The organism is Alteromonas aquimaris, from assembly GCF_026183695.1.
In the GTDB taxonomy this organism is placed as follows: domain Bacteria; phylum Pseudomonadota; class Gammaproteobacteria; order Enterobacterales; family Alteromonadaceae; genus Alteromonas; species Alteromonas aquimaris.
The window spans coordinates 133,222-153,529 of record NZ_JAPFRD010000009.1; the positions used below are offsets into that span (position 1 = coordinate 133,222).

General features: G+C 44.1%; 17 protein-coding genes. 9 read left to right on the forward strand and 8 right to left on the reverse strand.

The window, feature by feature from the left end; translation table 11 throughout:
• Positions 1-62 precede the first annotated feature (62 nt).
• The gene (locus OPS25_RS15975; protein WP_407080219.1) at positions 63-260 is read right to left on the reverse strand and encodes a helix-turn-helix transcriptional regulator; all 198 of its coding nucleotides are present in this window, start codon (positions 258-260) and stop codon (positions 63-65) included.
• Positions 261-319: 59 nt separating this feature from the next.
• Here OPS25_RS15975 and OPS25_RS06780 point away from each other — a divergent pair, with 59 nt between their 5' ends.
• From OPS25_RS06780 to OPS25_RS16015, 4 genes are read left to right on the forward strand one after another with little or no spacing between them, the layout of a single operon-like run.
• Positions 320-622, forward strand: coding sequence for a type II toxin-antitoxin system HigB family toxin (locus OPS25_RS06780; RefSeq protein ID WP_265616888.1), 303 nt, complete (start codon positions 320-322; stop codon positions 620-622).
• 33 nt (positions 623-655) lie between these two features.
• Positions 656-1,024 (forward strand): helix-turn-helix domain-containing protein, encoded by a 369-nt coding sequence (locus OPS25_RS06785; RefSeq protein WP_265616889.1) that lies wholly within the window; start codon positions 656-658, stop codon positions 1,022-1,024.
• Positions 1,017-1,925, forward strand: a complete 909-nt coding sequence (locus OPS25_RS16010; protein ID WP_265616890.1) for a TOTE conflict system archaeo-eukaryotic primase domain-containing protein — start codon at positions 1,017-1,019, stop codon at positions 1,923-1,925. Before OPS25_RS06785 ends, OPS25_RS16010 begins: the two co-directional genes overlap by 8 nt.
• Before the next feature lie 30 nt (positions 1,926-1,955).
• Positions 1,956-3,440, forward strand: coding sequence for a DEAD/DEAH box helicase (locus OPS25_RS16015; RefSeq protein WP_265616891.1), 1,485 nt, complete (start codon positions 1,956-1,958; stop codon positions 3,438-3,440).
• 391 nt (positions 3,441-3,831) lie between these two features.
• Here OPS25_RS16015 and OPS25_RS06800 read toward each other — a convergent pair whose 3' ends face one another.
• Positions 3,832-5,307, reverse strand: coding sequence for a sensor domain-containing diguanylate cyclase (locus tag OPS25_RS06800; RefSeq protein ID WP_265616892.1), 1,476 nt, complete (start codon positions 5,305-5,307; stop codon positions 3,832-3,834).
• Positions 5,308-5,545: 238 nt separating this feature from the next.
• Between OPS25_RS06800 and OPS25_RS06805 the strand changes: the two genes are divergently transcribed.
• Positions 5,546-6,235 (forward strand): pirin family protein, encoded by a 690-nt coding sequence (locus OPS25_RS06805; protein ID WP_265616893.1) that lies wholly within the window; start codon positions 5,546-5,548, stop codon positions 6,233-6,235.
• 47 nt (positions 6,236-6,282) lie between these two features.
• On the opposite strand, the gene OPS25_RS06810 is transcribed toward OPS25_RS06805, so the two are convergent.
• Both OPS25_RS06810 and OPS25_RS06815 read right to left on the reverse strand, forming a co-directional pair.
• Positions 6,283-7,674 (reverse strand): S8 family peptidase, encoded by a 1,392-nt coding sequence (locus OPS25_RS06810; protein WP_265616894.1) that lies wholly within the window; start codon positions 7,672-7,674, stop codon positions 6,283-6,285.
• A 307-nt stretch (positions 7,675-7,981) separates the two neighbouring features.
• Positions 7,982-8,449: an EVE domain-containing protein gene (locus OPS25_RS06815; protein ID WP_265616895.1), complete on the reverse strand. Its 468-nt coding sequence runs from the start codon at positions 8,447-8,449 to the stop codon at positions 7,982-7,984.
• Positions 8,450-8,618: 169 nt separating this feature from the next.
• Between OPS25_RS06815 and OPS25_RS06820 the strand changes: the two genes are divergently transcribed.
• On the forward strand, positions 8,619-10,781 hold the full coding sequence (locus OPS25_RS06820; protein ID WP_265616896.1) for a YgiQ family radical SAM protein: 2,163 nt from the start codon (positions 8,619-8,621) through the stop codon (positions 10,779-10,781).
• 737 nt (positions 10,782-11,518) lie between these two features.
• Here the strand turns inward: OPS25_RS06820 and OPS25_RS06825 are convergent.
• The 4 genes from OPS25_RS06825 to OPS25_RS06840 all read right to left on the reverse strand — a co-directional run bounded on the left by OPS25_RS06825 (position 11,519) and on the right by OPS25_RS06840 (position 16,718).
• The gene (locus tag OPS25_RS06825) at positions 11,519-11,809 is read right to left on the reverse strand and encodes a GIY-YIG nuclease family protein (RefSeq protein WP_320411951.1); all 291 of its coding nucleotides are present in this window, start codon (positions 11,807-11,809) and stop codon (positions 11,519-11,521) included.
• Between the two features lie 788 nt (positions 11,810-12,597).
• On the reverse strand, positions 12,598-14,181 hold the full coding sequence (gene ahpF, locus OPS25_RS06830; RefSeq protein WP_265616897.1) for an alkyl hydroperoxide reductase subunit F: 1,584 nt from the start codon (positions 14,179-14,181) through the stop codon (positions 12,598-12,600).
• A gap of 75 nt (positions 14,182-14,256) precedes the next feature.
• A complete protein-coding gene (gene ahpC / locus OPS25_RS06835; protein ID WP_265616898.1) occupies positions 14,257-14,820 on the reverse strand; it encodes an alkyl hydroperoxide reductase subunit C in 564 nt (187 codons plus the stop codon).
• A 218-nt stretch (positions 14,821-15,038) separates the two neighbouring features.
• A complete protein-coding gene (locus OPS25_RS06840; RefSeq protein ID WP_265616899.1) occupies positions 15,039-16,718 on the reverse strand; it encodes a response regulator in 1,680 nt (559 codons plus the stop codon).
• Positions 16,719-17,089: 371 nt separating this feature from the next.
• Between OPS25_RS06840 and OPS25_RS06845 the strand changes: the two genes are divergently transcribed.
• The 3 genes from OPS25_RS06845 (at position 17,090) to OPS25_RS06855 (ending at position 20,283) form a co-directional block, all read left to right on the forward strand.
• On the forward strand, positions 17,090-18,640 hold the full coding sequence (locus OPS25_RS06845) for a bifunctional GNAT family N-acetyltransferase/carbon-nitrogen hydrolase family protein (protein ID WP_265616900.1): 1,551 nt from the start codon (positions 17,090-17,092) through the stop codon (positions 18,638-18,640).
• Between the two features lie 2 nt (positions 18,641-18,642).
• Positions 18,643-19,404 (forward strand): thioredoxin domain-containing protein, encoded by a 762-nt coding sequence (locus OPS25_RS06850; RefSeq protein ID WP_265616901.1) that lies wholly within the window; start codon positions 18,643-18,645, stop codon positions 19,402-19,404.
• A gap of 96 nt (positions 19,405-19,500) precedes the next feature.
• On the forward strand, positions 19,501-20,283 hold the full coding sequence (locus OPS25_RS06855) for a hypothetical protein (protein WP_265616902.1): 783 nt from the start codon (positions 19,501-19,503) through the stop codon (positions 20,281-20,283).
• Positions 20,284-20,308: the final 25 nt, after the last annotated feature.

The window sequence follows — 20,308 nt, forward strand, 5'->3', positions numbered from 1 at the left end:
AACCCACAACTTTACTATCAGGAATTTAGTGCTGATGCGGGAAGTTACGTACTAACTCACCATCAAACAGCTTCAAAAGTACTCTTTCTTAAGCAACTGGCCTCATACTCCAGCACATCCTCTCGTCTGTACCTGACTTGGCCAACCAATTTCACGTAAATTGGACCAATGCCCTCCGACCGCCATCGCTCCAGTGTCGCCTCACTTACCTGCCACTTACATAGCTCTCTTTGTGTCATAAGTACTTGATATTCATTCATATTGACTCTCCTATATATTTTAGTTGATAAGGTCCCATTTTGGGACTATTATTAAGTCTATGAGAATCATTGCCCTATCGACACTGAAAGCTTTCTGGGAAGAACACCCAGAATACATGGATGCCAAGGAACCTACGCTTGCTTGGTATCGGCATGCCTTAGCGGCTGATTGGAACGCACCAGCTGACGTAAAGCAGGGCTTCAGAAATGCCAGCATCCTCAAAGATGGGCGTGTGGTTTTCAATATTGCGGGTAACAAGTACCGTTTGGTCGTGTGGATCAACTATGCCTATCGCGTGGTGTACATCCGGTTTATCGGCACCCATGCGCAATACGACAAAATTGACGTGCAAACTATTTAATTGCCCCCCAGATAGAAACGAGAGGTAAAAATTATGGACATCAAACCGATCAAAACTGATGCCGACTACCGAGCGGCATTAAAAGAAATTGAAAGCCTGATGATGGCTGGCCCTGACACACCTGATGGCGAAAAGCTGGATGTCATGGTTACGCTTATCGAAGCTTATGAGGCCAAGCATTTCCCTATGGAACTGCCTGACCCTGTTGAAGCTATCAAGTTCGAGATGGAACGTAAAGGTTTAACAGTGAAAGACCTCGAGCCCATGATTGGTAAAAGCAACCGAGTCTATGAGATTCTCAATCACAAACGCTCGCTCACGCTAAAAATGATCTGGAAGCTGCATGAAGGCTTGGGTATTCCTGCTGAATCCTTAATCAAACCACCTCAAGCGCATGCTTAAGAGTGATGGATTTCAAAGCACAGCCGAGATTGATGCTCGGCTCGCAGAGCTTGAGCAAGAGAAAAAGCAACTTTTAGCTCTCAGAGAACAACTTCAACAACCCCCATCAAATACATCTGACTCGCCCCTATATTCACCAGAACAAAAGATTGCCATTTTTAGGGGATTGTTTCGGGGCCGAGCCGATATTTTTGCTACCCGCTGGCAAAACAAACAAGGTCGCAGTGGTTACTCTGTTGCCTGCAATAACGAGTGGGTACAAGGAATCTGTCATAAGCCTCGCATCAAATGTCAGGATTGCAATCACCGTCAGTTCACAGAGTTAAATGACCAGATCATATATCGCCACTTAGCCGGGCAACAAGTGGTCGGTCTCTATCCTTTAATGCACGATAACACTTGCTACTTTCTTGCGGCTGATTTTGATAAAGGCCAATGGCAAGAAGAAGTGAAAGCAATGTCGAAGGCTTGCCGTAAATTTGCAATACCACATGCCATTGAGATTTCTCGTTCTGGCAATGGCGCACACCTTTGGATTTTCTTCAACGAGAAAGTACCAGCCAAAGAAGCTAGGCTACTGGGATTTGGCCTGCTCGACAAAGCGATGGAATTTTATCCGAATCTATTGTTTGATTCCTATGATCGCCTTTTCCCCAACCAGGATATTTTACCCGAAGGCGGATTTGGAAATTTAATCGCTCTACCACTTCAGAAGGAAGCGCGATTGTCGGGCAATAGCTCCTTTGTCGATAACGAACTTAATGGCATCCAAGGCCAATGGCAGTACCTTGCCAATATTAAGCGTGTTTCATGCAGCACACTGACAAAGCTATTGACACAGATTTCGCCAAACTCAGCGTTATTTAAAGAACAAGAGGTTATAGAGAACCGTCCACCCTAGGAGATGACCGCCAAGGCCTTACCTCTCTTATTGGAAAATCCACCAGAAAAGATAACCGCCACTCTCGCAAATCATGTCTATTTTGATTTAAGTGAGCTACCAACTGCATTAGCGGCAAGGTTAAGGCGACTCGCGAGCTTTTCCAACCCTGTTTTCTTTAAAACACAGGCATTACGATTTTCAACTCATGGCATACCGCGGTTTATCTCCTGCGCTCGTATCGAGCAAGGCTATTTGGCAATACCCCGCGGCTGCTTAGACGAAGCAATAGAGTTGTTAACCGAGAATCAGATTGAAGTTCAATTAGACGATCACCGTGAACGTGGCACTAAACTTATATCCACCAAGTCACTCGTCAAGCTCAGAAAGAATCAGCAAGCAGCAGTCCGCGCCATGAGTAAGCACGATGCTGGTATTCTGCATGCACCGACTGCATTTGGTAAAACAGTTACCGCTATTGGCATGATTACTAAGCGCAAAACTAATACGCTAATTTTAGTCCACAGTCGACAACTGCTCGACCAATGGAGAGAACGATTAAAATCGTTTTTACCCGATACGGATGTCGGCATCATCGGCGGCGGCAAGAAAAAGCCAACAGGTGTCGTCGACTTCGCAACCTATCAAAGTCTAATCAACAAAAAGGACAACACCGTATCTGAGATCGTTCAAGATTATGGACATGTAATCGTTGATGAGTGCCATCACGTTTCTGCGCCGCGCTTAGAAATGGTGTTAAACGAAGTTCGAGCTAAATACGTACTCGGCTTGACCGCCACCCCGGAACGACAGGATGGCCACCAGAAAATCATCTTTATAGCCGCAGGGCCTATTCGTCACAAGGTTAAAAGCACAGCAGAAGAAAAATTTGAGCAACAAGTTGTTGTTCACCAACTCTATGACAACCCTCCAAGGCAGTTAATCAATTCAGAAGAGCGGCCTAAAATCTCAGACGCTTATCGATGGATCATGGAGAATAATGAAAGAACACAACGAATAATCATTGATGTTTTAGCCTGCCTTAAACAATCAAAACACCCAATAGTTCTGACCGAACGCAGAGAACATGCTGAAACAATCAATGCCATACTGCTCGATAGAGATATCGATTCAGTCGTTTTAACAGGCGCAATGCGCGCGTCTGAGCGCAAGGCCGTTGAGGAACAGCTACCCACCGCGCAAGTCGTCGTTGCCACTGGTAAGTATGTGGGCGAAGGTTTTGATTTGCCAAGACTAGACACGCTGTTCTTAGCCATGCCCATTGCATGGAAAGGTTCACTGGCTCAATATGCCGGGCGTATTCACCGAGAGTCTGATGGCAAAGACCGTGTCACCATTTACGATTATGTCGATTGCTCGCTCCCTATGTTGCAACGAATGTTCAACAAACGAGAGAAAAGCTATAAGGCAATGGGATACCAAATTTCGTTTAATAGCAAAGCGCCAGCGCACAGCCAATTGTCAACCGAGTTTCTGCTAGCTTCTGACAAACGACGTTCCGAAGCTCCTGCGTAAGCATAGACCCGCATTGGCTTACTGCAGCAATTGAGGGACTAATTCAGTTCCTATTGAGGGAACCAAACCGGCGTCCCGCTCCACCACCACCTTGTAAATAGCCCTAATGAGCCTTCATCAGCCATTAGGGCTTTTTATTAACCCGCAAACTTTACTATCAGGAATTTAGAGCTAATGCGGGAAGTTGCGTACTAACTTACCACCAAAGAGCTTCAAACGTACTCCATCTCGTGAATCGATACCAATAGTTAAGGTACTTCTCAGCCCATCCTATAAGAAAATAAACTGCGATGCAGCGTGGATGCGAAGCCTTTTAAGCTCATTTATCCGAAGCAGCGAATCCCCAGCTACTACCAAGTTCGGCAACTAATGGCTTCAAATGCAGGGGAAATTAATTAGTCTCTTCAATTCGATTCCGGCCATTCTCTTTTGCTTGATACAACGCTTTGTCAGCCAAGTCGATTAGTATGCTACTGCTTAGCTCGTTACTGCACTTTTGTGTGGTGATACCGATGCTTATGGAAAGCACATTGTTACCGGGTGAGCCTTCGAAAGGAATTGCCAATTTATTCATTTTTTGCATGATAAGTTCGGCGATATAGTGGGCTTGCTTGGCATCCGTATTGGGAAGAATGACGGCAAATTCTTCGCCACCGTAGCGGGCTGCCAGGTCATCATAGCGTCGACAGCACTCATCCAATGTACGTGCTACTAGTTTCAACGCTTCATCCCCGGCACTGTGTCCGTAGGTATCATTAAACTGCTTAAAGAGATCCACATCGATAAAAAGTAGACTTATTAAGTCATTGTCTCGTATGCCACGGCGGATCGCGCTCTCTAGTTTAGTGTCAAATTGTCTGCGATTTGCAATACCGGTTAAACCATCAGAATTGGCTAAATGGTCCAACTGTTTGTTAGCAATGGCCAATTCGTTAGAGACCTGCTCGAGCGATTGTTTATTGGACATAGCAGCCAATGTATTACTGACAATTTCACCAATGAGTTTCAAATATCTGACATCGTGATCGCGCCATTTATACGTACTTCCGACAATGTCGCAACCTATAAAGCCAAAAAGCTTTTCGTCCAGATAAATAGCTACACATAATACTGCACCAATCCGTTCGCGCTCAAACTCTTGCTTCTCCAGGCTGGCCGCCGCTGGTAGTGTATAAATATCGTCTACTTTGAATAAATGTTGGGTTTTGATTACCTCGTGAAAGTAGGGTAAATCGTCCGCGCTGAGCCCTTTTAATTCTTCTTTATGCGGGGTGATGCCGGGTGCAACCCACTCATGGGTATTGTCCATCAATTTACCGTTTTGATAAAACTGAAAAATATAACAACGGTCGACACCGCTAAACTCCCCAAAGGCACCCAACTTCTTCTCAATGAGCGAATCTAAGTTTTCTGCATTGAGATTGATAAGTTTTGAAGAAATTTTGGATAACAGACGATTAAACGCTAAGTGATTGTCCAGGGGGGAATTTTTTGCAGCTCGCTGATCAGTAAAGTCATTACTTTGAGCATTACTTAAATGCAGCACTACCCATTGTTGATCCTTGTTACAGATCAACGAACCTTTAACCTCGCACGTTAAATTCCTTACTGGACTGCAAATACGTACATTAACGTCGACGGTCCCTTTTGAAAGACACCTTTCAAAAGGATCAGAGGCTTCACTCAAAAGAGCGCCCGACTCCACATCATAGAAGCGAAGGTTCTGCGGGAAATCTCTATTAGAGGTATCTACTCCAAAAAGGTTGAAGCAAGCTTCGTTTGCGTTAATTACGTTGTCATTAACGCGTTTAAATAGCAGGCTGGCAGGTATTTGCCCTAACAATTCCATGTCACAATTAGTGATCAATTCGCCACCTTAGTGCTTAACGTCTTGGATACAAATAGTATAGTTAACAAACCAATCTTAACTTTCAAATATAGTAAAGATTGTATAAGTATAGATGTTAGCAGATAAATCAATTTAATATCTCCCGCTTTGTGTCTTAATTCGAAATTTTAGTATAAACAGCGTCATTTTTTGTTCTGTTACAAATTAACTTTCCACAATAAACTTTGGGAAGAATTAGCCGAGTTGGGAATAAAAAATGATTTATTTAAGGCGCGCCGACGAGCGAGGTTTAGCTGATTTTGGCTGGCTGTGTAGCAGACATTCGTTTTCCTTTGGCCATTACTATGACCCCGTGCATTTGGGTTTCTCTGTATTACGCGTACTGAACGAGGATGTTGTTGCTGGGGGAACGGGATTTGAGTCCCATGGGCATCGCGATATGGAAATTATTTCGTATGTCCTTGAAGGTGCCATTGAACATAAAGATAGTGAAGGAAATGCCTTCATAGTGCCTGTAGGGGATATACAGCGCATGAGTGCTGGCACGGGAATCAAACATTCTGAATATAATCACTCCAAAAGCGACCAACTGCGCTTCTTACAAATTTGGATTAAACCCGATACGCTTGGAACGAAACCGGCTTACGCACAGAAAACGGTGCGCCAAAATGGAATGCTTACGCCGTTAGTGACAGCTGATGGAAGGGATAACTCGTTAACCATGCAGCAGGAAGCCAGTATATATCGCCTGGCCATGAATCAACATGAAACAATTAGCCTATCTGCTAACTCGAGTTGGGGCTATTTACACATTATCGCAGGTAAAGCTCAGGCTGGTGATGTTGAGCTTGATAGTGGTGACGCTATGGGTATCACAACAGGCCACTTGGAAGTGAAAGCCGAGAAACCACTTACCGCTTTATGGTTTGAGCTGCCTCCTCAATAATAAAAAAGCCCAGCTAGTGCTGGGCTATATTTTCGAACTTCTAATTCTTAATTAGCTGGGCTGAATGCAGCGCCGTGACCATGTACGTCATCACGTCCAGGCTTGCCAAGATCCAATGCCAGTTTACGCATTTCGGCTTCAACTCGGGTTGGATCCATGTCACCACCGTTAGCACCGATAATTAGCGCAGCCACACCTGCCGCGTGAGGTGCTGCCATAGAGGTACCCACTGACCAGTACCAGCCACCGTTACCTGTGCTGAATACGAAGTCCCACACGTAACAAATGCGCGTAGCACCATTTACCGTACAGTCATCTCTTCCGCCAGGTACAAATGCGCTGGTATAGTCACCACCTGGAGCAGAAAACTCAATTTCAGATTGACCATAATTTGAGTATATCGCTAACTGGCGTAAGTCAGTGTCAGCATTTTTACCCCACAAGGTAGGGCCCGTTGCTGAAATTGACATTACCGACGGTAGACCAGAAGGCAAGTGTACTAAGCTATCAGTTTTATCATAGTCAGTTGCATCGTTACCTGCAGACGCGATCAAGGTTACGCCATTTTTCTTAGCATAAGCGGCGGCTTTACTATACGCACCGATAAACTGAGCAATACCTTCCTCACCACCCACTGCAACACGAATGTCGTCAGAAGTGTCGTAAGGTGTGCCTTCAACGTCAAACAAGCCGTTGCGACGAACTGATAAACCCAGACTCATATTAACAACATCTGCACCAATGTCGGCAGCGTAAACCATAGCCTGCATGGTTCCATATGAGCTACCTGAGCCAGTGTCTGCCGACAGTGATTTTAGAATAACTAATTCTGCTTCTGGCGCGACACCAATGGTACCAAAACCGTTGTCAGCAGCAGCGATTGTTCCAGCGGTATGTGAACCGTGATTGAACACGTCAGCTCCAGCATAGTCCCACGCTTCACCGTCTACAAACGAGCGGCTTAACTCAACGTTAATGTTGGGTTGTAAGTCTGGATGGGTCGCATCTGCGCCGCTATCGATAACCGCAACACGAACGCCGTAACCGCGATGGCCCGCGTTCCAGGCTTCAACAGCGCCTACCGATTGGTGACCCCATTGACGATTGAAAAAGAAGTCGTCATCGCCACTTGCAGGTGGATTCGCATATTCTTCAGTGACGGCCATATCAGCCGTCATTTCTATTTCTACTTTGGGGTTGAAGGCGGTGGCATCAGGAACCATGTTTAAGCCAGAGTTTAATGCAGTATCTACATTATCAAAACTAACCTGACAGACGCCGATTTGTGGGATACAGCTTTTTAGGGTACCGCCGGCTTTGGCAACTTGTTTCTCAACTTTGCTTTGATCAAATTTCCCATTGGTATCTAAAATAAAGTTTACAGCCTGGGCTTGTCCAAACGCTAAAGACATTCCAAGACACAGTAGTGTTTTTTTCATTATTTACTTCCTTTTTACTTCAACTGAGTTACCCGCTTTATTATTTTTATTCGGGGTCGACCGTATAGTTATTGATCCTTCAATATATGTCAACATACCTTAGTTATAACTTATTATTAACTTTTTAGTTACATCGATTAAATTAATGTAAGAACTTGTCCAGTGAATCAGACATAGCCGGGAGCAAGGAAACATCGGGCTTATTAACAGCAAGCCCGTACGTTTAATAAAAATGAGTTAAAAAGAAAGATACGCAGGTGCGAACGCCTTGAAAAATACTTCAAAGCGTGAGGACTTGGCTCATGGGTTAATTAGACTCTGCCAGGTTGCATAAGCATTGCCATTCATTTTCTGGAACCGGCATAATGGACAAGCGGTGTCCCTTTTTCACTAATCCCAGTTGGGTAATCTGAGGTAGTGCTTTAATAGTTTTTAATGGAAGTACCTTAGTAAACCTTTGCTTAAACTTTACGTCTACGCGAAACCAGCGTGGGTTGGAACGATTCGCCTTTGGATCAAAATAATTTGACTCTGGATCGAACTGGGTCTCATCGGGGTAGCCAGCTTTTACCACTGTAGCGATGCCCGCAATTCCCACCACTTTGCAGCTGGAATGGTAAATAAATACTTCATCTCCGACCACCACCTCATCACGGAGAAAATTTCTGGCCTGATAGTTACGCACACCATCCCAGGGTTCAGTTTGATTAGGACGGCTGTAAAGATCATCGATACCAAAGGTGTCAGGTTCCGTTTTAAATAACCAGTAATTCATAATAAGTATCATAAATGAGCAATTGAGATATTGATAGCTTAAGTCAGCGAATTGATTTCTCAATATATTTTTATTGCATCCCACTAAACTGGTTAAAATTTGAGTAATACCTAGTCGGTAACCACCCTCACCTGATATAATACGGCCCCGTTTTTTACTGGTTTTCACTATGCAAGCAACTATCAAAGCAGATCGAGGTCTGTTTTCTTACCCCAAATACTGGCCTCATTGCTTAGGTACAGCACCGTTTCTGCCCATGTCGAAAAAAGAAATGGACGAATTAGGCTGGGATAGTTGCGACATCATTTTGGTAACAGGTGACGCATACGTCGATCATCCGAGCTTCGGTATGGCGGTGGTGGGGCGTGTACTTGAAGCTCATGGTTTTCGGGTAGGCATCATTGCGCAACCAGACTGGACCAGTAAAGATGACTTCATGAAGCTGGGCGAACCCAACCTGTATTTTGGGGTCACGGCCGGCAACATGGATTCAATGATTAATCGTTATACAGCGGATAAAAAAATTCGCCACGATGATGCTTATACGCCCGATAACATCGGCGGCAAACGCCCTGATCGCGCGGTGACGGTATATAGTCAACGATGTAAAGAAGCTTACAAAGGGATACCGGTAATAATTGGTGGAATTGAAGCCAGCTTGCGTCGAATTGCTCATTACGACTATTGGTCTGAGAAAGTCCGCCGCAGCGCGCTGTTTGATGCAAAAGCTGACATGTTAATGTTTGGTAATGCTGAGCGTCCGCTGGTGGAAGTTACCCACCGCTTAGCCGCGGGTGAAGATATTGCAGACATACGCGATGTGCGTGGTACCGCTATAATCGTAAAAGAAGCACTTCCCGAATGGCAGGGCGTGGACTCTACCTCTATCGACCGCCCTGGCAAAATCGCTCCTATTCCAAGCCCCTATATGGAAGAGCCGGAATGCGATAAGAAAGAATCTATTCCAGACGAGGCAGGTGCTGCAAAAGTGGTGGTGATACAACCTCCACAGCGTCGAAAACCGTGGGAGAACGTTTACGTAAAGCTTCCCGCGTATGAGACAGTGAGAGAGAACAAGGTTCTTTACGCACATACCTCGCGCATTTTACATCAGGAAACCAATCCTGGTTGTGCCCGAGCGTTAATGCAACGACATGGCGATCGACATATATGGATTAACCCGCCTGCCATGCCGCTTGAAACGGAAGAAATGGATGCGGTGTTTGATTTACCTTATCAACGCGTGCCACATCCTGTTTATGGCAAAGCTAAAATTCCAGCCTATGACATGATTCGCTTTTCAGTCAATATTATGCGCGGTTGCTATGGCGGTTGCACATTCTGCTCTATCACTGAGCATGAGGGACGTATTATACAAAGTCGCTCGGAGGATTCGATCATTCGCGAAATCGAGCAGATCCGCGATAACGTTCCGGGATTCACCGGTGTAATATCTGACTTAGGTGGCCCTACCGCCAACATGTATCGTTTGCGCTGTAAAAGTCCCAAAGCCGAAGCGACTTGTCGCCGTCCTTCTTGTGTATATCCTAGCATTTGTGCACACATGGATACCGATCATACTCCCACCATTGACTTATATCGTCGGGCGCGAGACCTACCAGGGATCAAAAAGATTTTGATCGCCTCTGGCGTACGTTACGATTTGGCAGTAGAAGACCCTGCCTACGTTCGTGAACTTGCCCTGCATCATGTGGGCGGCTATTTAAAAATAGCACCTGAACATACCGAAGAAGGCCCGCTGAGTAAGATGATGAAGCCCGGTATGGGCAGCTACTACCGCTTCAAGGAACTGTTTGACAAGTACTCGCAAGAAGCGGGTAAAAAACAGTACCTAATTCCCTATTTCATTGCTTCCCACCCGGGGACAACAGATGAAGATATGCTAAATCTGGCTATTTGGTTGAAGGAGAATCGCTTCAAATTAGATCAGGTGCAAAATTTCTATCCATCCCCCATGGCGACAGCTACGACCATGTATCACACTGAAGTCAACTCGCTTCGCAAAGTGACAAAGGATAGTGAGTCGGTCCCGTCTGCTAAAGGCGAAATTCATCGCCGTCTGCATAAAGCTATGTTGCGTTATCACGACCCTAAGAACTTTGCTCAAATTCGCGAAGCCTTGATTAAAATGGGTCGCGAGGATTTGATTGGTCGAGGACCGCATCATCTCGTACCTCCGGCCTCCGCAAAAGAAAAGCAACAGAAAGCGCGACCAGGAAAACGCGGAGAGCGCGCGTTAACTAAGCATACGGGCTTACCACCTCAGCCTAAGATTAAAAAGCCTGGTGGAAAAAAGAGGGCTAAAAGTTAAAATCAGAATTTATATAGGCTCTCACATCGCGAGTTATAGATGCCCGTCTGCACGGGCATGACGATGGTAATGTGTTTGTTTCTTACACTCTATACCAAAGGGGCGCGTCTCTAACCCAAAGGGGCACGTCTCTATGCCAACGGCGGACGTCATCACCGCGGAGGCGGTGATCTTTCAATCCTTACACCACCGTTATTTCACACACCGTGACTGACTTAAGGATTTCAATTTGAAAAAGATGCCCGTCTGCACGGGCATGACGGTGGGAATGTGTTTGTTTCTTACACTCTATACCAACGGGACACGTCCCTATGCCAACGGCGGACGTCATCACCGCGGAGGCGGTGATCTTTCAATCCTTACACCACCGTTATTTCACACACCGTGGCTGAGTTAAGGATTTCAATTTGAAAAAGATGCCCGTCTGCACGGGCATGACGATGTTAATGTGTTTGCTTCTGACACTCTATACCAACGGGGCACGTCTCTATGCCAACGGCGGACGTCATCACCGCGGAGGCGGTGATCTTTCAATCCTTACACCACCGTTATTTCACACACCGTGACTGAGTTAAGGATTTCAATTTGAAAAAGATGCCCGTCTGCACGGGCATGACGATGGTAATGTGGTTGATTCGCCATATTTGTGTTTAAGAGGTATGGCGATACAATCACTTCCCTTTCACCATCACGACTAATTTGGTAATCCTTTGAGCTGAATTAATCATAGACAAACCTCACAATAAGCTAGGGTATAGATCTGTCCATTCTGGATTTAATTGACTGATTAACCGGTTCTTCCAACTTCTATTCCATTTCTTTAGTCTTTTTTCTCTAAGGATCGCATTTTCCATATCATCAAAAACTTCGAAATACACAAGCTTATTTACGTTATATCTGCTACTAAAACCTTCTACCTGCTTGTTTTTATGTTGGTAGATTCGTTGTATTAAATTACTGGTCACCCCTATGTAAAGAGTAGTGTTGTTGAGGTTTGAAGTTATGTAGACGCACGGTTGCTTCATCATTGAAATCCTTTTCAATTTTTATCTAAAATACAGATAGTTTGTGGAGTGTGAAAGTACAGTTTTTGAATTGATTTCTATTCGAATTATGCTGTAGATACCCGTCTGCACGGGCATGACGGTGGGAATGTGTTTGTTTCTTACACTCTATACCAACGGGACACGTCCCTATGCCAACGGCGGACGTCATCACCGCGGAGGCGGTGATCTTTTAATTCCCACACCACAGTTATTTCACACACCGTGGCTGACTTAAGGATTTCAGTTGGAAAAAGATGCCCGTCTTCACGGGCATGACGATGATCGATGTGTTTGTTTCTTACACTCTATACCAACGGGGCACGTCCCTATGCCAACGGCGGACGTCATCACCGCGGAGGCGGTGATCTTTTAATCCTTTCTCCCAAAGTGTTTTCACACTCCGTGGTTGACTTAAGGATTTCAGTTTGAAAAAGATGCCCGTCTGCACGGGCATGACGGTGGGAATGTGTTTGTTTCTTACACTCTATACCAACGGGACACGTCCCTATGCCAACGGCGGACGTCATCACCGCGGAGGCGGTGATCTTTTAATTCCCACACCACAGTTATTTCACAGATCGTGACTGACTTAGGGATTTCAGCGTGAAGGAGATGCCCGTCTTCACGGGCATGACGATGATCGATAGGCAGTAAAAACCGGCGTGCCGGTGAGTGATAGACTGTAAAAAACGCTGTGACGGTGAGCGATGCACAATGAAAACCGGTGTGGCTGGCACGCCGGCAACTAAGTAGCAGTGCGCAATGTCGCGTTATGCCACTTCTGCTATATCTTCTTCCACTTGATGTGTCAGTAAGTACTCAAATGCCGCCAGAGAAGCTTTAGCACCCTCCCCCATAGAAACCACAATTTGCTTGTAAGGTACGGTAGTCACGTCCCCGGCTGCAAATATCCCTGGTTCAGATGTTAAACATTTCTCATTAACAATAATTTCGCCATGTTTCGTGGTATCCACAACGCCCTTAACAAACTGGCTGTTCGGTACCAATCCTATTTGTACAAACACCCCGGCAAGCGGCAGCGTGTCGACTTCTTCCGTAGCTCGGTCTTTATATTCTATACCTACGACCTTACCATCCTGGGCCACGATTTGCTGGGTTGCGACATTTTTCTTGATTGTGATATTGCTACGCTTTTTGGCTTGTTCAACTAGTACACTGTCAGCTTTTAACTCTGGCATAAATTCGAAGACGGTAACCGATTTAACGATACCAGCTAAATCCAATGCCGCTTCTATACCTGAATTACCACCACCAATAACCGCAACGTCTTTCCCTTTAAAGAAGGGACCATCACAGTGCGGACAATACGCTACACCGTTACCAATATTTTCTTTTTCCCCTGGCACGCCCAGCTCTCGCCACCTGGCTCCGGTGGCCACAATAACCGAACGACTGGTCATAGTCTCACCGGAGGATAGTTTAATCGTTTTTATTTCGTCACTCTCTACGCTTACCGCATGCACATGCTCTTTAAGAGTGATGTCATAGTTTTTCATATGATCAGCAAGATTTCCTACTAATTCCGGACCTGTGGTAACGGGTACAGAAATTAGATTTTCTATTCCCATCGTATCTTTTACCTGACCACCGAAGCGATCAGCCACAACGGTGACTTTCAGACCCTTTCGTGCACTATATATTGCGGCACTGACACCAGCAGGCCCCCCACCTATTACTATGACATCCTGCATAGGCAGACTTTCACCTTTATTGACTTCGGTGAGTTGTGGGTAATTTTCCACAAGCTTATTAATTAAAGTAGCGGCATCTATTTTACCATTCGCGAAACGCTCGCCGTTTAGGTATACACTTGGTACACCTTGGATATCCCGTTCTTCAATTAGATTGGGGTATAGGCCCCCATCAATCATTTCAGTAGAAATGTTGGGATTTAACAGGGCAAATTGATTAAGTATCTGCACCACGTCCGGGCAGTTGTGGCAGCTTAAACTGACAAATACTTCAAAGTGTAATTGATCAGACACCGCAGTCACCATTTTTTGCACGCTCTCATCCAGTTTTAAATTCGTGCCTGAAGCATGCAGGATAGCTAATATCAACGAGTTAAATTCATGTCCACTTGGGATTCCTGAAAAACGTATTCCCGTATCAACGCCATTAACTTCTATGAAAAAGCTAAGGGCGCTGCGTAATTTTTCGTGCGTATCACGCTCTTCAAGTTTAAGATTATCACTGGTCTGAACGATGCTAGTTAAAAACGCTATTAATTCGTTTCTTTTACTGTGTTCGCCGGTTTGCAAAACAAACGTGACATCGTTTTGCATCGACTCAAAATAACCTTTTAATGTGTTAACTATATCCGGGGTTAGCATAACGAAAATGTCCTTTCACTAATTAGAGGAATGGCGCGGCTGGGTAGCCGCGCAACGAGCACGTTTGGGTTGAACTTAAATTTTGCCAACAAGGTCAAGAGACGGTGCCAGTGTAGCTTCACCTTCTTTCCACTTGGCTGGACATACTTCGCCTGGATGGTTAGCCACATACAGTGCAGCCTTGACCTTGCGAACTAAGTCATCTGCATCGCGACCGATACCTTCTGCAGTAATTTCCATGGCCTGAATAATACCTTCAGGATCAACGATAAAGGTTGCACGATCGGCTAGACCCATAGTTTCACGCATACAATCAAAGTTACGCGTAACCTGGCCTGTAGGGTCGCCTATCATGGCGAACTTAATTTTTCCAATCGTTTCCGATGCATCGTGCCAAGCTTTGTGAGTGAAATGCGTGTCAGTGGAAACCGAAAAAACTTCTACGCCACGCGATTGCAATTCTTCATATTTGTCAGCGACGTCACCAAGTTCAGTAGGACATACGAAAGTAAAGTCTGCTGGATAAAATACGAACACAGCCCATTTACCTTTAATATCTTCACTACTTACCTCAATAAACTCACCATTTTTAAAGGCATTCGCTTTAAAGGGTTTGATTGCTGTATTAATTAACGCCATATGATTACTCTCCATTAAATATAAAAGGCTTTATGCCAGATGGTTTAAAACACCAGTAACGCGGGGTTACTTAATTCGATGGGGTAAGGATAATGAGGTGCAAGAAAGAAAGACAATTGATTAAATAGAACGATCCAATCATAAATATCGATTAGACCATGGAAAGGTGAACTATTTTTCCTATCACTATAGGATTATATACGGAATGGTAACTTAACCTAGCTGACTGCTTTATCAGGCATAGTCGCGTCATTTTCGGCTTCAATTGAAATTCCAAGCGAATCTAAAAAATGATTCCGTTTTTGAATGTGCGCAGCCGGAAGATCATCGCTCATAAGTGACCGACCCGCTTTTTTCGCTAGCTCTAACTGCTCCAGATTTAAAGTTTCCTTGAGATTAAGTTGTACTAATACTTTAAGTAAACTTAATGCGATTTGTTTGTCTGTTGGGGCCAGGGTATATGCCTGTTTGAGATTATTATAAGCGGGTACCATACGATTTTCTTTATAATTCGTAGCCGCCATGGCTTTTAGTTCTTTGGTCGTAAAGCTGATTTCTTTACGCTCGATTGACTCTTGTTTCAAATACTCATCTACCACCTGGCTGGTAAAGGTGTCACCTTCTATTTGTTTTCTTAATTCATCAAGCACTTTCAGACAATGTTCTTTCATTCCCATCTCGTGGAATGCTTTCATCTTATCTAAACAATCTTCCATAGACAGGTTCGAGGTAGTCGGTTTCTGCCCTTTCATTATTTCTTCAGCTTTTTGTTTGTCCTTCTTAAGACAAAGAAGTCGGGCTTCAACAATAGTAAATTGCGGACCCAATTGAGCAAGCACGCCTTTTTGCAGTTTAATCTCATTCAGTTCTAACTCTAACTTCTGTAGTGTTTTTTGAGACTGTTCGCCAGTTTGGGTGGTGGCCAGATCGATGGTCGAACGCACTACATTTAACTGTAATTCAGGCGAGTCATGAATAGAATTTTTCGCATATCGGGCCATATTTTTTACGGCGGCTAACTGACCTTCTTTATCGCGGTTTAATCGGGCTAGATCCCACAATTTCTTGTTACGATTAATATTACGCGGAGCAAGCTGACTAGCGTATTTCATCTGCTCATAGGCGGCTTCAAATTGCTCTTTTTCAATATAATACTGCGCCATCAAATCGTACATTTGAAAACGCGTATCTGAACGCCCCATGAGATCTTCGATTAAGTCGCTGGCTTCTTCTATTCTGTTCTGCTTTAACATGGCGCGAACCAAACCGATGTTCATCCAGGCGTGGTCCTGTTTTGATAACAACTGAATAAAATAGCGCTCAGCCTCTTCATATTGAAATAACTGAAATAAGCAATTGCCAATGATTCTCCGTAATTTCGGATGGTATTCAGCTAAAGACTTATCTAGCAGTTGACGCTCAGCCTGATAAATGGCGCCTGCAAAGTCGCGTTCTGATAAACAATGATATACTCGATTTAATTTGGCTCGTATGTTGAGCAAATGGATGAGTCGCTGTTGAACACGAGTGCGGGCAAGTGGTTTAACCCAAAAATCATCAGGTTGTAGCTCGACGATACAGTTAACTAACGCTTGACTGGTTTCTGCACTTAAGAAAATGACAGTAGTGTTATCGGTGATAAATCGTTTGTGTTTCAACTCTTCGAATAAATGGAAGCCGTCCTTGTCATGACTGACATTGAAGGCAATGAGAATAAAATCAAACTGCACTTGCTCGCACAACCGAATTGCGTGATAGGCATTCATTGCACTACTGACTTTCTCGATACCTATTTCTGCCAAGGCCGCCTTAATCGTATCATGCACTAAGCTTTGATTGTCAATTATCAGAATCTTGTGGTCTTGAATGGCAGGAGGGGACGAGAATTTTTCCAACATGGCAGTGATCGAAGCTTCAATTTATTTCACAAATACCGGCCTGACTCTGCTATTACGAATACAGACATCAACCAACGCATACGCTATCTATATGGTAAATAGCACAATATGGTAAATGGTAACACCAATTATCATTTTGTCTACGCGCAAAAATAACGTGAACCTAAATAATCCGCGCTACGTAGGTTGTGGCGCACGGTTGTTCTACCGGCATACAAAATTCAATCTTTGAAATATTTCGCTTGCTATCGCGCGATCATTTTAGCTTAAATTAGGGTATAAATTATTGTTATAAAAGTGCTATTTTCACACAGTTGTATGACTGTTTTTGTATATGCGCTTTTCTTTTCAGTTCGTTGGGGAATTTTTAAATGAGTCAGGACCAAACTGTTATCGAAGATACTGAACACCACCTTGAGTTGAGGAAGCTTCGACTTGATGATTATGAGCATGTAAAAGAATTGATGGATCAGGTGTATGCGAGTGTAGGGGGCGCCTGGCCATATAAAAATTTTAAAGCACAAGTGACCACCTTCCCAGACGGTCAAATCTGTATAGAAGATAAAGGAAAAGTCGTGGCGTTTGCCATTTCGGTCATTGTGGATTATGAACAGTTTGGTGATAAACATAGTTATGATGAAATCACAGGCGATGCGTACCTCACCACCCATGATCCGAACGGCGACGTTTTATATGGTGTGGAAGTAATCGTTTGCCCTGATTATCGAGGTCTGCGCTTAGGTCGACGCTTGTATGAAGCACGTAAAGAACTTTGCCGGAACCTGAACTTAAAATCCATTATGGCAGGTGGACGCATCCCTAATTATGCTAGTTATGCCCATGAGATGACACCTTATGAATATATCGAGCAGGTTAAGTCTAAAGATATTTATGATCCGATTTTAACGTTTCAGCTTTCCAACGGCTTTGAAGTCAAACAAGTTCTGCATGCATATCTTCCTGAAGACGAGGATTCCCATGGGTACGCTACCCTGTTGCAATGGCATAACATCTATTATGAACCGGGTAATCCGAAATTATTTGGTGGCTTAAAGCCCAGCGCCAGGATTGGCTGTATTCAGTGGCAAATGCGTTATTTTGAGAACGTAGCAGAAATGCTTCAACAGGCCGAATACTTTGTTGACGCACTTTCAGATTACAAATGCGATGTGGCTTTGTTTCCCGAGTTTTTCAATGCGCCATTAATGGGACTGAGCCCTTCGGAGTCGTCTATTGATGCAATTTGGCATTTGGCTACCTATACAGACGAAATACTTACCGCCATGTCGCATTTAGCCGTCTCCTACAATATAACCATTATTGCAGGTTCAATGCCGGTAGTAGAAGATGATGAGTTGTATAACGTAAGTTACATCTGTAAACGTGACGGAACTATTGAAAGCCAGTACAAGCTGCACCCTACTCCGCATGAAAAATCTGACTGGATTATGAAAGGGGGTAACAGTTTACGGGTATTCGACACAGATTTTGGCAAAATTGGCGTTCTCATATGTTATGATGTTGAGTTCCCGGAACTTGGGAGAATACTGTCTGAACAGGAGATGCAAATTTTGTTTGTTCCTTTTTGGACAGATACCAAAAACGGTTACTTAAGAGTGCGCCGATGCGCCCAGGCAAGAGCCATTGAAAACGAGTGTTACGTGGTAATCGCAGGTAGTGTCGGCAATTTACCCAAAGTAGATAATGTTGATATTCAGTACGGCCAAACAGCTGTATTTTCGCCTTCTGATTTTGCTTTTCCTCATGACGCTATTGTGTCGGAAACGACACCTAATACAGAGATGACTTTAATAGTAGACTTGGATTTGGAAAAATTACGGCGCCTTCAAAATGAAGGATCTGTGCGTAATTATCTGGATCGTCGGCGTGATTTATACCGCGTGGAGTGGATTGGAAATTAATAATGCAGGTTAAGTATTTATGCATTAGCGTGTTTTTGTATGTGTTTTCGCTGTCAGTTTATTCATTGACAGTTGAGAAAACGTTCTACGAGGAGCATTCTGATCCGTTAGAGCAATTTCAAACGACACTTCAACAGGCTAAAAAAAATAACACGCTGATATTAATGGTGATTGGTGCCAATTGGTGCCATGATTCCAGAGCGTTGGCAGAGCAGTTAAATTCTGATGCCGTGAAGGAAGTGATTAATCAACATTACTCCCTCATGCTTGTCAACGCGGGCTGGTTAACTGACTTGTCCACTCTACTGGGTCCGCTAGGCCACCCTGTCTACTTTGGCACACCGAGCGTATTTATCATCGATCCTGTTCACGAAATAATTCTTAACCGCCCCTCTGTCCAACGCTGGCAAAGTGCACACAGTGAAAGTGACTCCTCATTAGCGCACTATTTGACGCTACAGAATGAAAAAGCCTCTGAAAGAACCAAACTTGTGCTGACGCGTAAATCAGAAAATAGCCAGAGAATAGCTCAGGTTCTTGCGTTCGAGGAGCAACAAGCCAAACGGCTCTATCACGCTTATTCCATTCTTGGCCCCAAGCTGGCAATTGAGTCGCAAACGGGCCATGCCCAAGAACTGGATCATTTGTGGGAAGAGGTAAGAAAATACCGTTATAAGCTACAACGTGATTTGGTCGTATTATACCAGTCGATGGATAACGAAGAACTTTATATTCCAGAATATCAGAGGTTGTCGTTCGAATAAGCGACTACCTCCTAAGTAGCTTTCAGTTAAAAATAGCGCTAACATCGCTAAATTAAGTATATAAAGCCAAAAGTAACTAATTTGTAAAGAGAGCTTATGTCAAACGATTCACGTGATGATGATTTTCCAAAAATTTTGGTAGATGAAGAAGATCGTCGAGCCTATCATCAAAAAAAACAAGTTGCGGCGCATACCATACGTAAAGACTCACCTGAGCAAACTGCCACAGGCAATGGGGTAGCTGAAAACCGTTCGAAAGGAAACGGTATATGGCTAATTATCATCGCTATGTTTGCCTTGGCGGCATGCGCAGGATGTTATTATTTATACACATTGTTTCAAAATCAACAAATTATAGCTAAGCAAGCAGAGGCGAGAATTGTTGAACTGGAAAATAAATTATCCGCTACAGGTGAAGAAATCGGAGAATCCACTGTTGCTTTGCAGGTCAAAGTAACTGACTTATCCAAGAAGACGAATGATCTGTGGGAGCAGATGGATAAACTATGGGCTTCTGCATGGCGCCGAAATCAAAAAGAAATTGCTGATTTGGTTGAAAAAACGAATGACATGCAAAATTCCTTATCGTCATCTGTTAGATCGGTAAGCCAAAATGTTGAAGGTCAAAAAAATCAGATTGCTGCATTAAAAAATGAAATTGCCGCGATGGCTGATGAAGTACTTGCGCTAAACGTTCGCCTCGAACAAACGTCGGGCGATAAAGCAAAACAAGCTCAAACCGTCAAGAATCTCACTGATAAGCTAACGGTACTGGAGCAACGTAACAATGCCTTAGCCAGCCGGATCAGTACGTTAGAAAGTGAACTTAGAACAATGGCAACCAAGGTTGTGAGCAGCCCTAACCCCTCAGGACAATAACAGCCTCGAATACTCATACCCCTTT

What these genes read in the sequence shown, in the direction of transcription:
- OPS25_RS06825 (WP_320411951.1), bottom strand. Translation starts at nt 11,809, where the DNA reads ATGATGAAGCAACCGTGCGTCTACATAACTTCAAACCTCAACAACACT.
- OPS25_RS06820 (WP_265616896.1), top strand. Translation starts at nt 8,619, where the DNA reads ATGCAAGCAACTATCAAAGCAGATCGAGGTCTGTTTTCTTACCCCAAA.
- OPS25_RS15975 (WP_407080219.1), bottom strand. Translation starts at nt 260, where the DNA reads ATGAATGAATATCAAGTACTTATGACACAAAGAGAGCTATGTAAGTGG.
- OPS25_RS06810 (WP_265616894.1), bottom strand. Translation starts at nt 7,674, where the DNA reads ATGAAAAAAACACTACTGTGTCTTGGAATGTCTTTAGCGTTTGGACAA.
- OPS25_RS06805 (WP_265616893.1), top strand. Translation starts at nt 5,546, where the DNA reads ATGATTTATTTAAGGCGCGCCGACGAGCGAGGTTTAGCTGATTTTGGC.
- OPS25_RS06850 (WP_265616901.1), top strand. Translation starts at nt 18,643, where the DNA reads ATGCAGGTTAAGTATTTATGCATTAGCGTGTTTTTGTATGTGTTTTCG.
- OPS25_RS06785 (WP_265616889.1), top strand. Translation starts at nt 656, where the DNA reads ATGGACATCAAACCGATCAAAACTGATGCCGACTACCGAGCGGCATTA.
- OPS25_RS06855 (WP_265616902.1), top strand. Translation starts at nt 19,501, where the DNA reads ATGTCAAACGATTCACGTGATGATGATTTTCCAAAAATTTTGGTAGAT.
- OPS25_RS06815 (WP_265616895.1), bottom strand. Translation starts at nt 8,449, where the DNA reads ATGAATTACTGGTTATTTAAAACGGAACCTGACACCTTTGGTATCGAT.
- OPS25_RS06845 (WP_265616900.1), top strand. Translation starts at nt 17,090, where the DNA reads ATGAGTCAGGACCAAACTGTTATCGAAGATACTGAACACCACCTTGAG.
- ahpF (WP_265616897.1), bottom strand. Translation starts at nt 14,181, where the DNA reads ATGCTAACCCCGGATATAGTTAACACATTAAAAGGTTATTTTGAGTCG.
- OPS25_RS06780 (WP_265616888.1), top strand. Translation starts at nt 320, where the DNA reads ATGAGAATCATTGCCCTATCGACACTGAAAGCTTTCTGGGAAGAACAC.
- OPS25_RS06840 (WP_265616899.1), bottom strand. Translation starts at nt 16,718, where the DNA reads ATGTTGGAAAAATTCTCGTCCCCTCCTGCCATTCAAGACCACAAGATT.
- OPS25_RS16010 (WP_265616890.1), top strand. Translation starts at nt 1,017, where the DNA reads ATGCTTAAGAGTGATGGATTTCAAAGCACAGCCGAGATTGATGCTCGG.
- ahpC (WP_265616898.1), bottom strand. Translation starts at nt 14,820, where the DNA reads ATGGCGTTAATTAATACAGCAATCAAACCCTTTAAAGCGAATGCCTTT.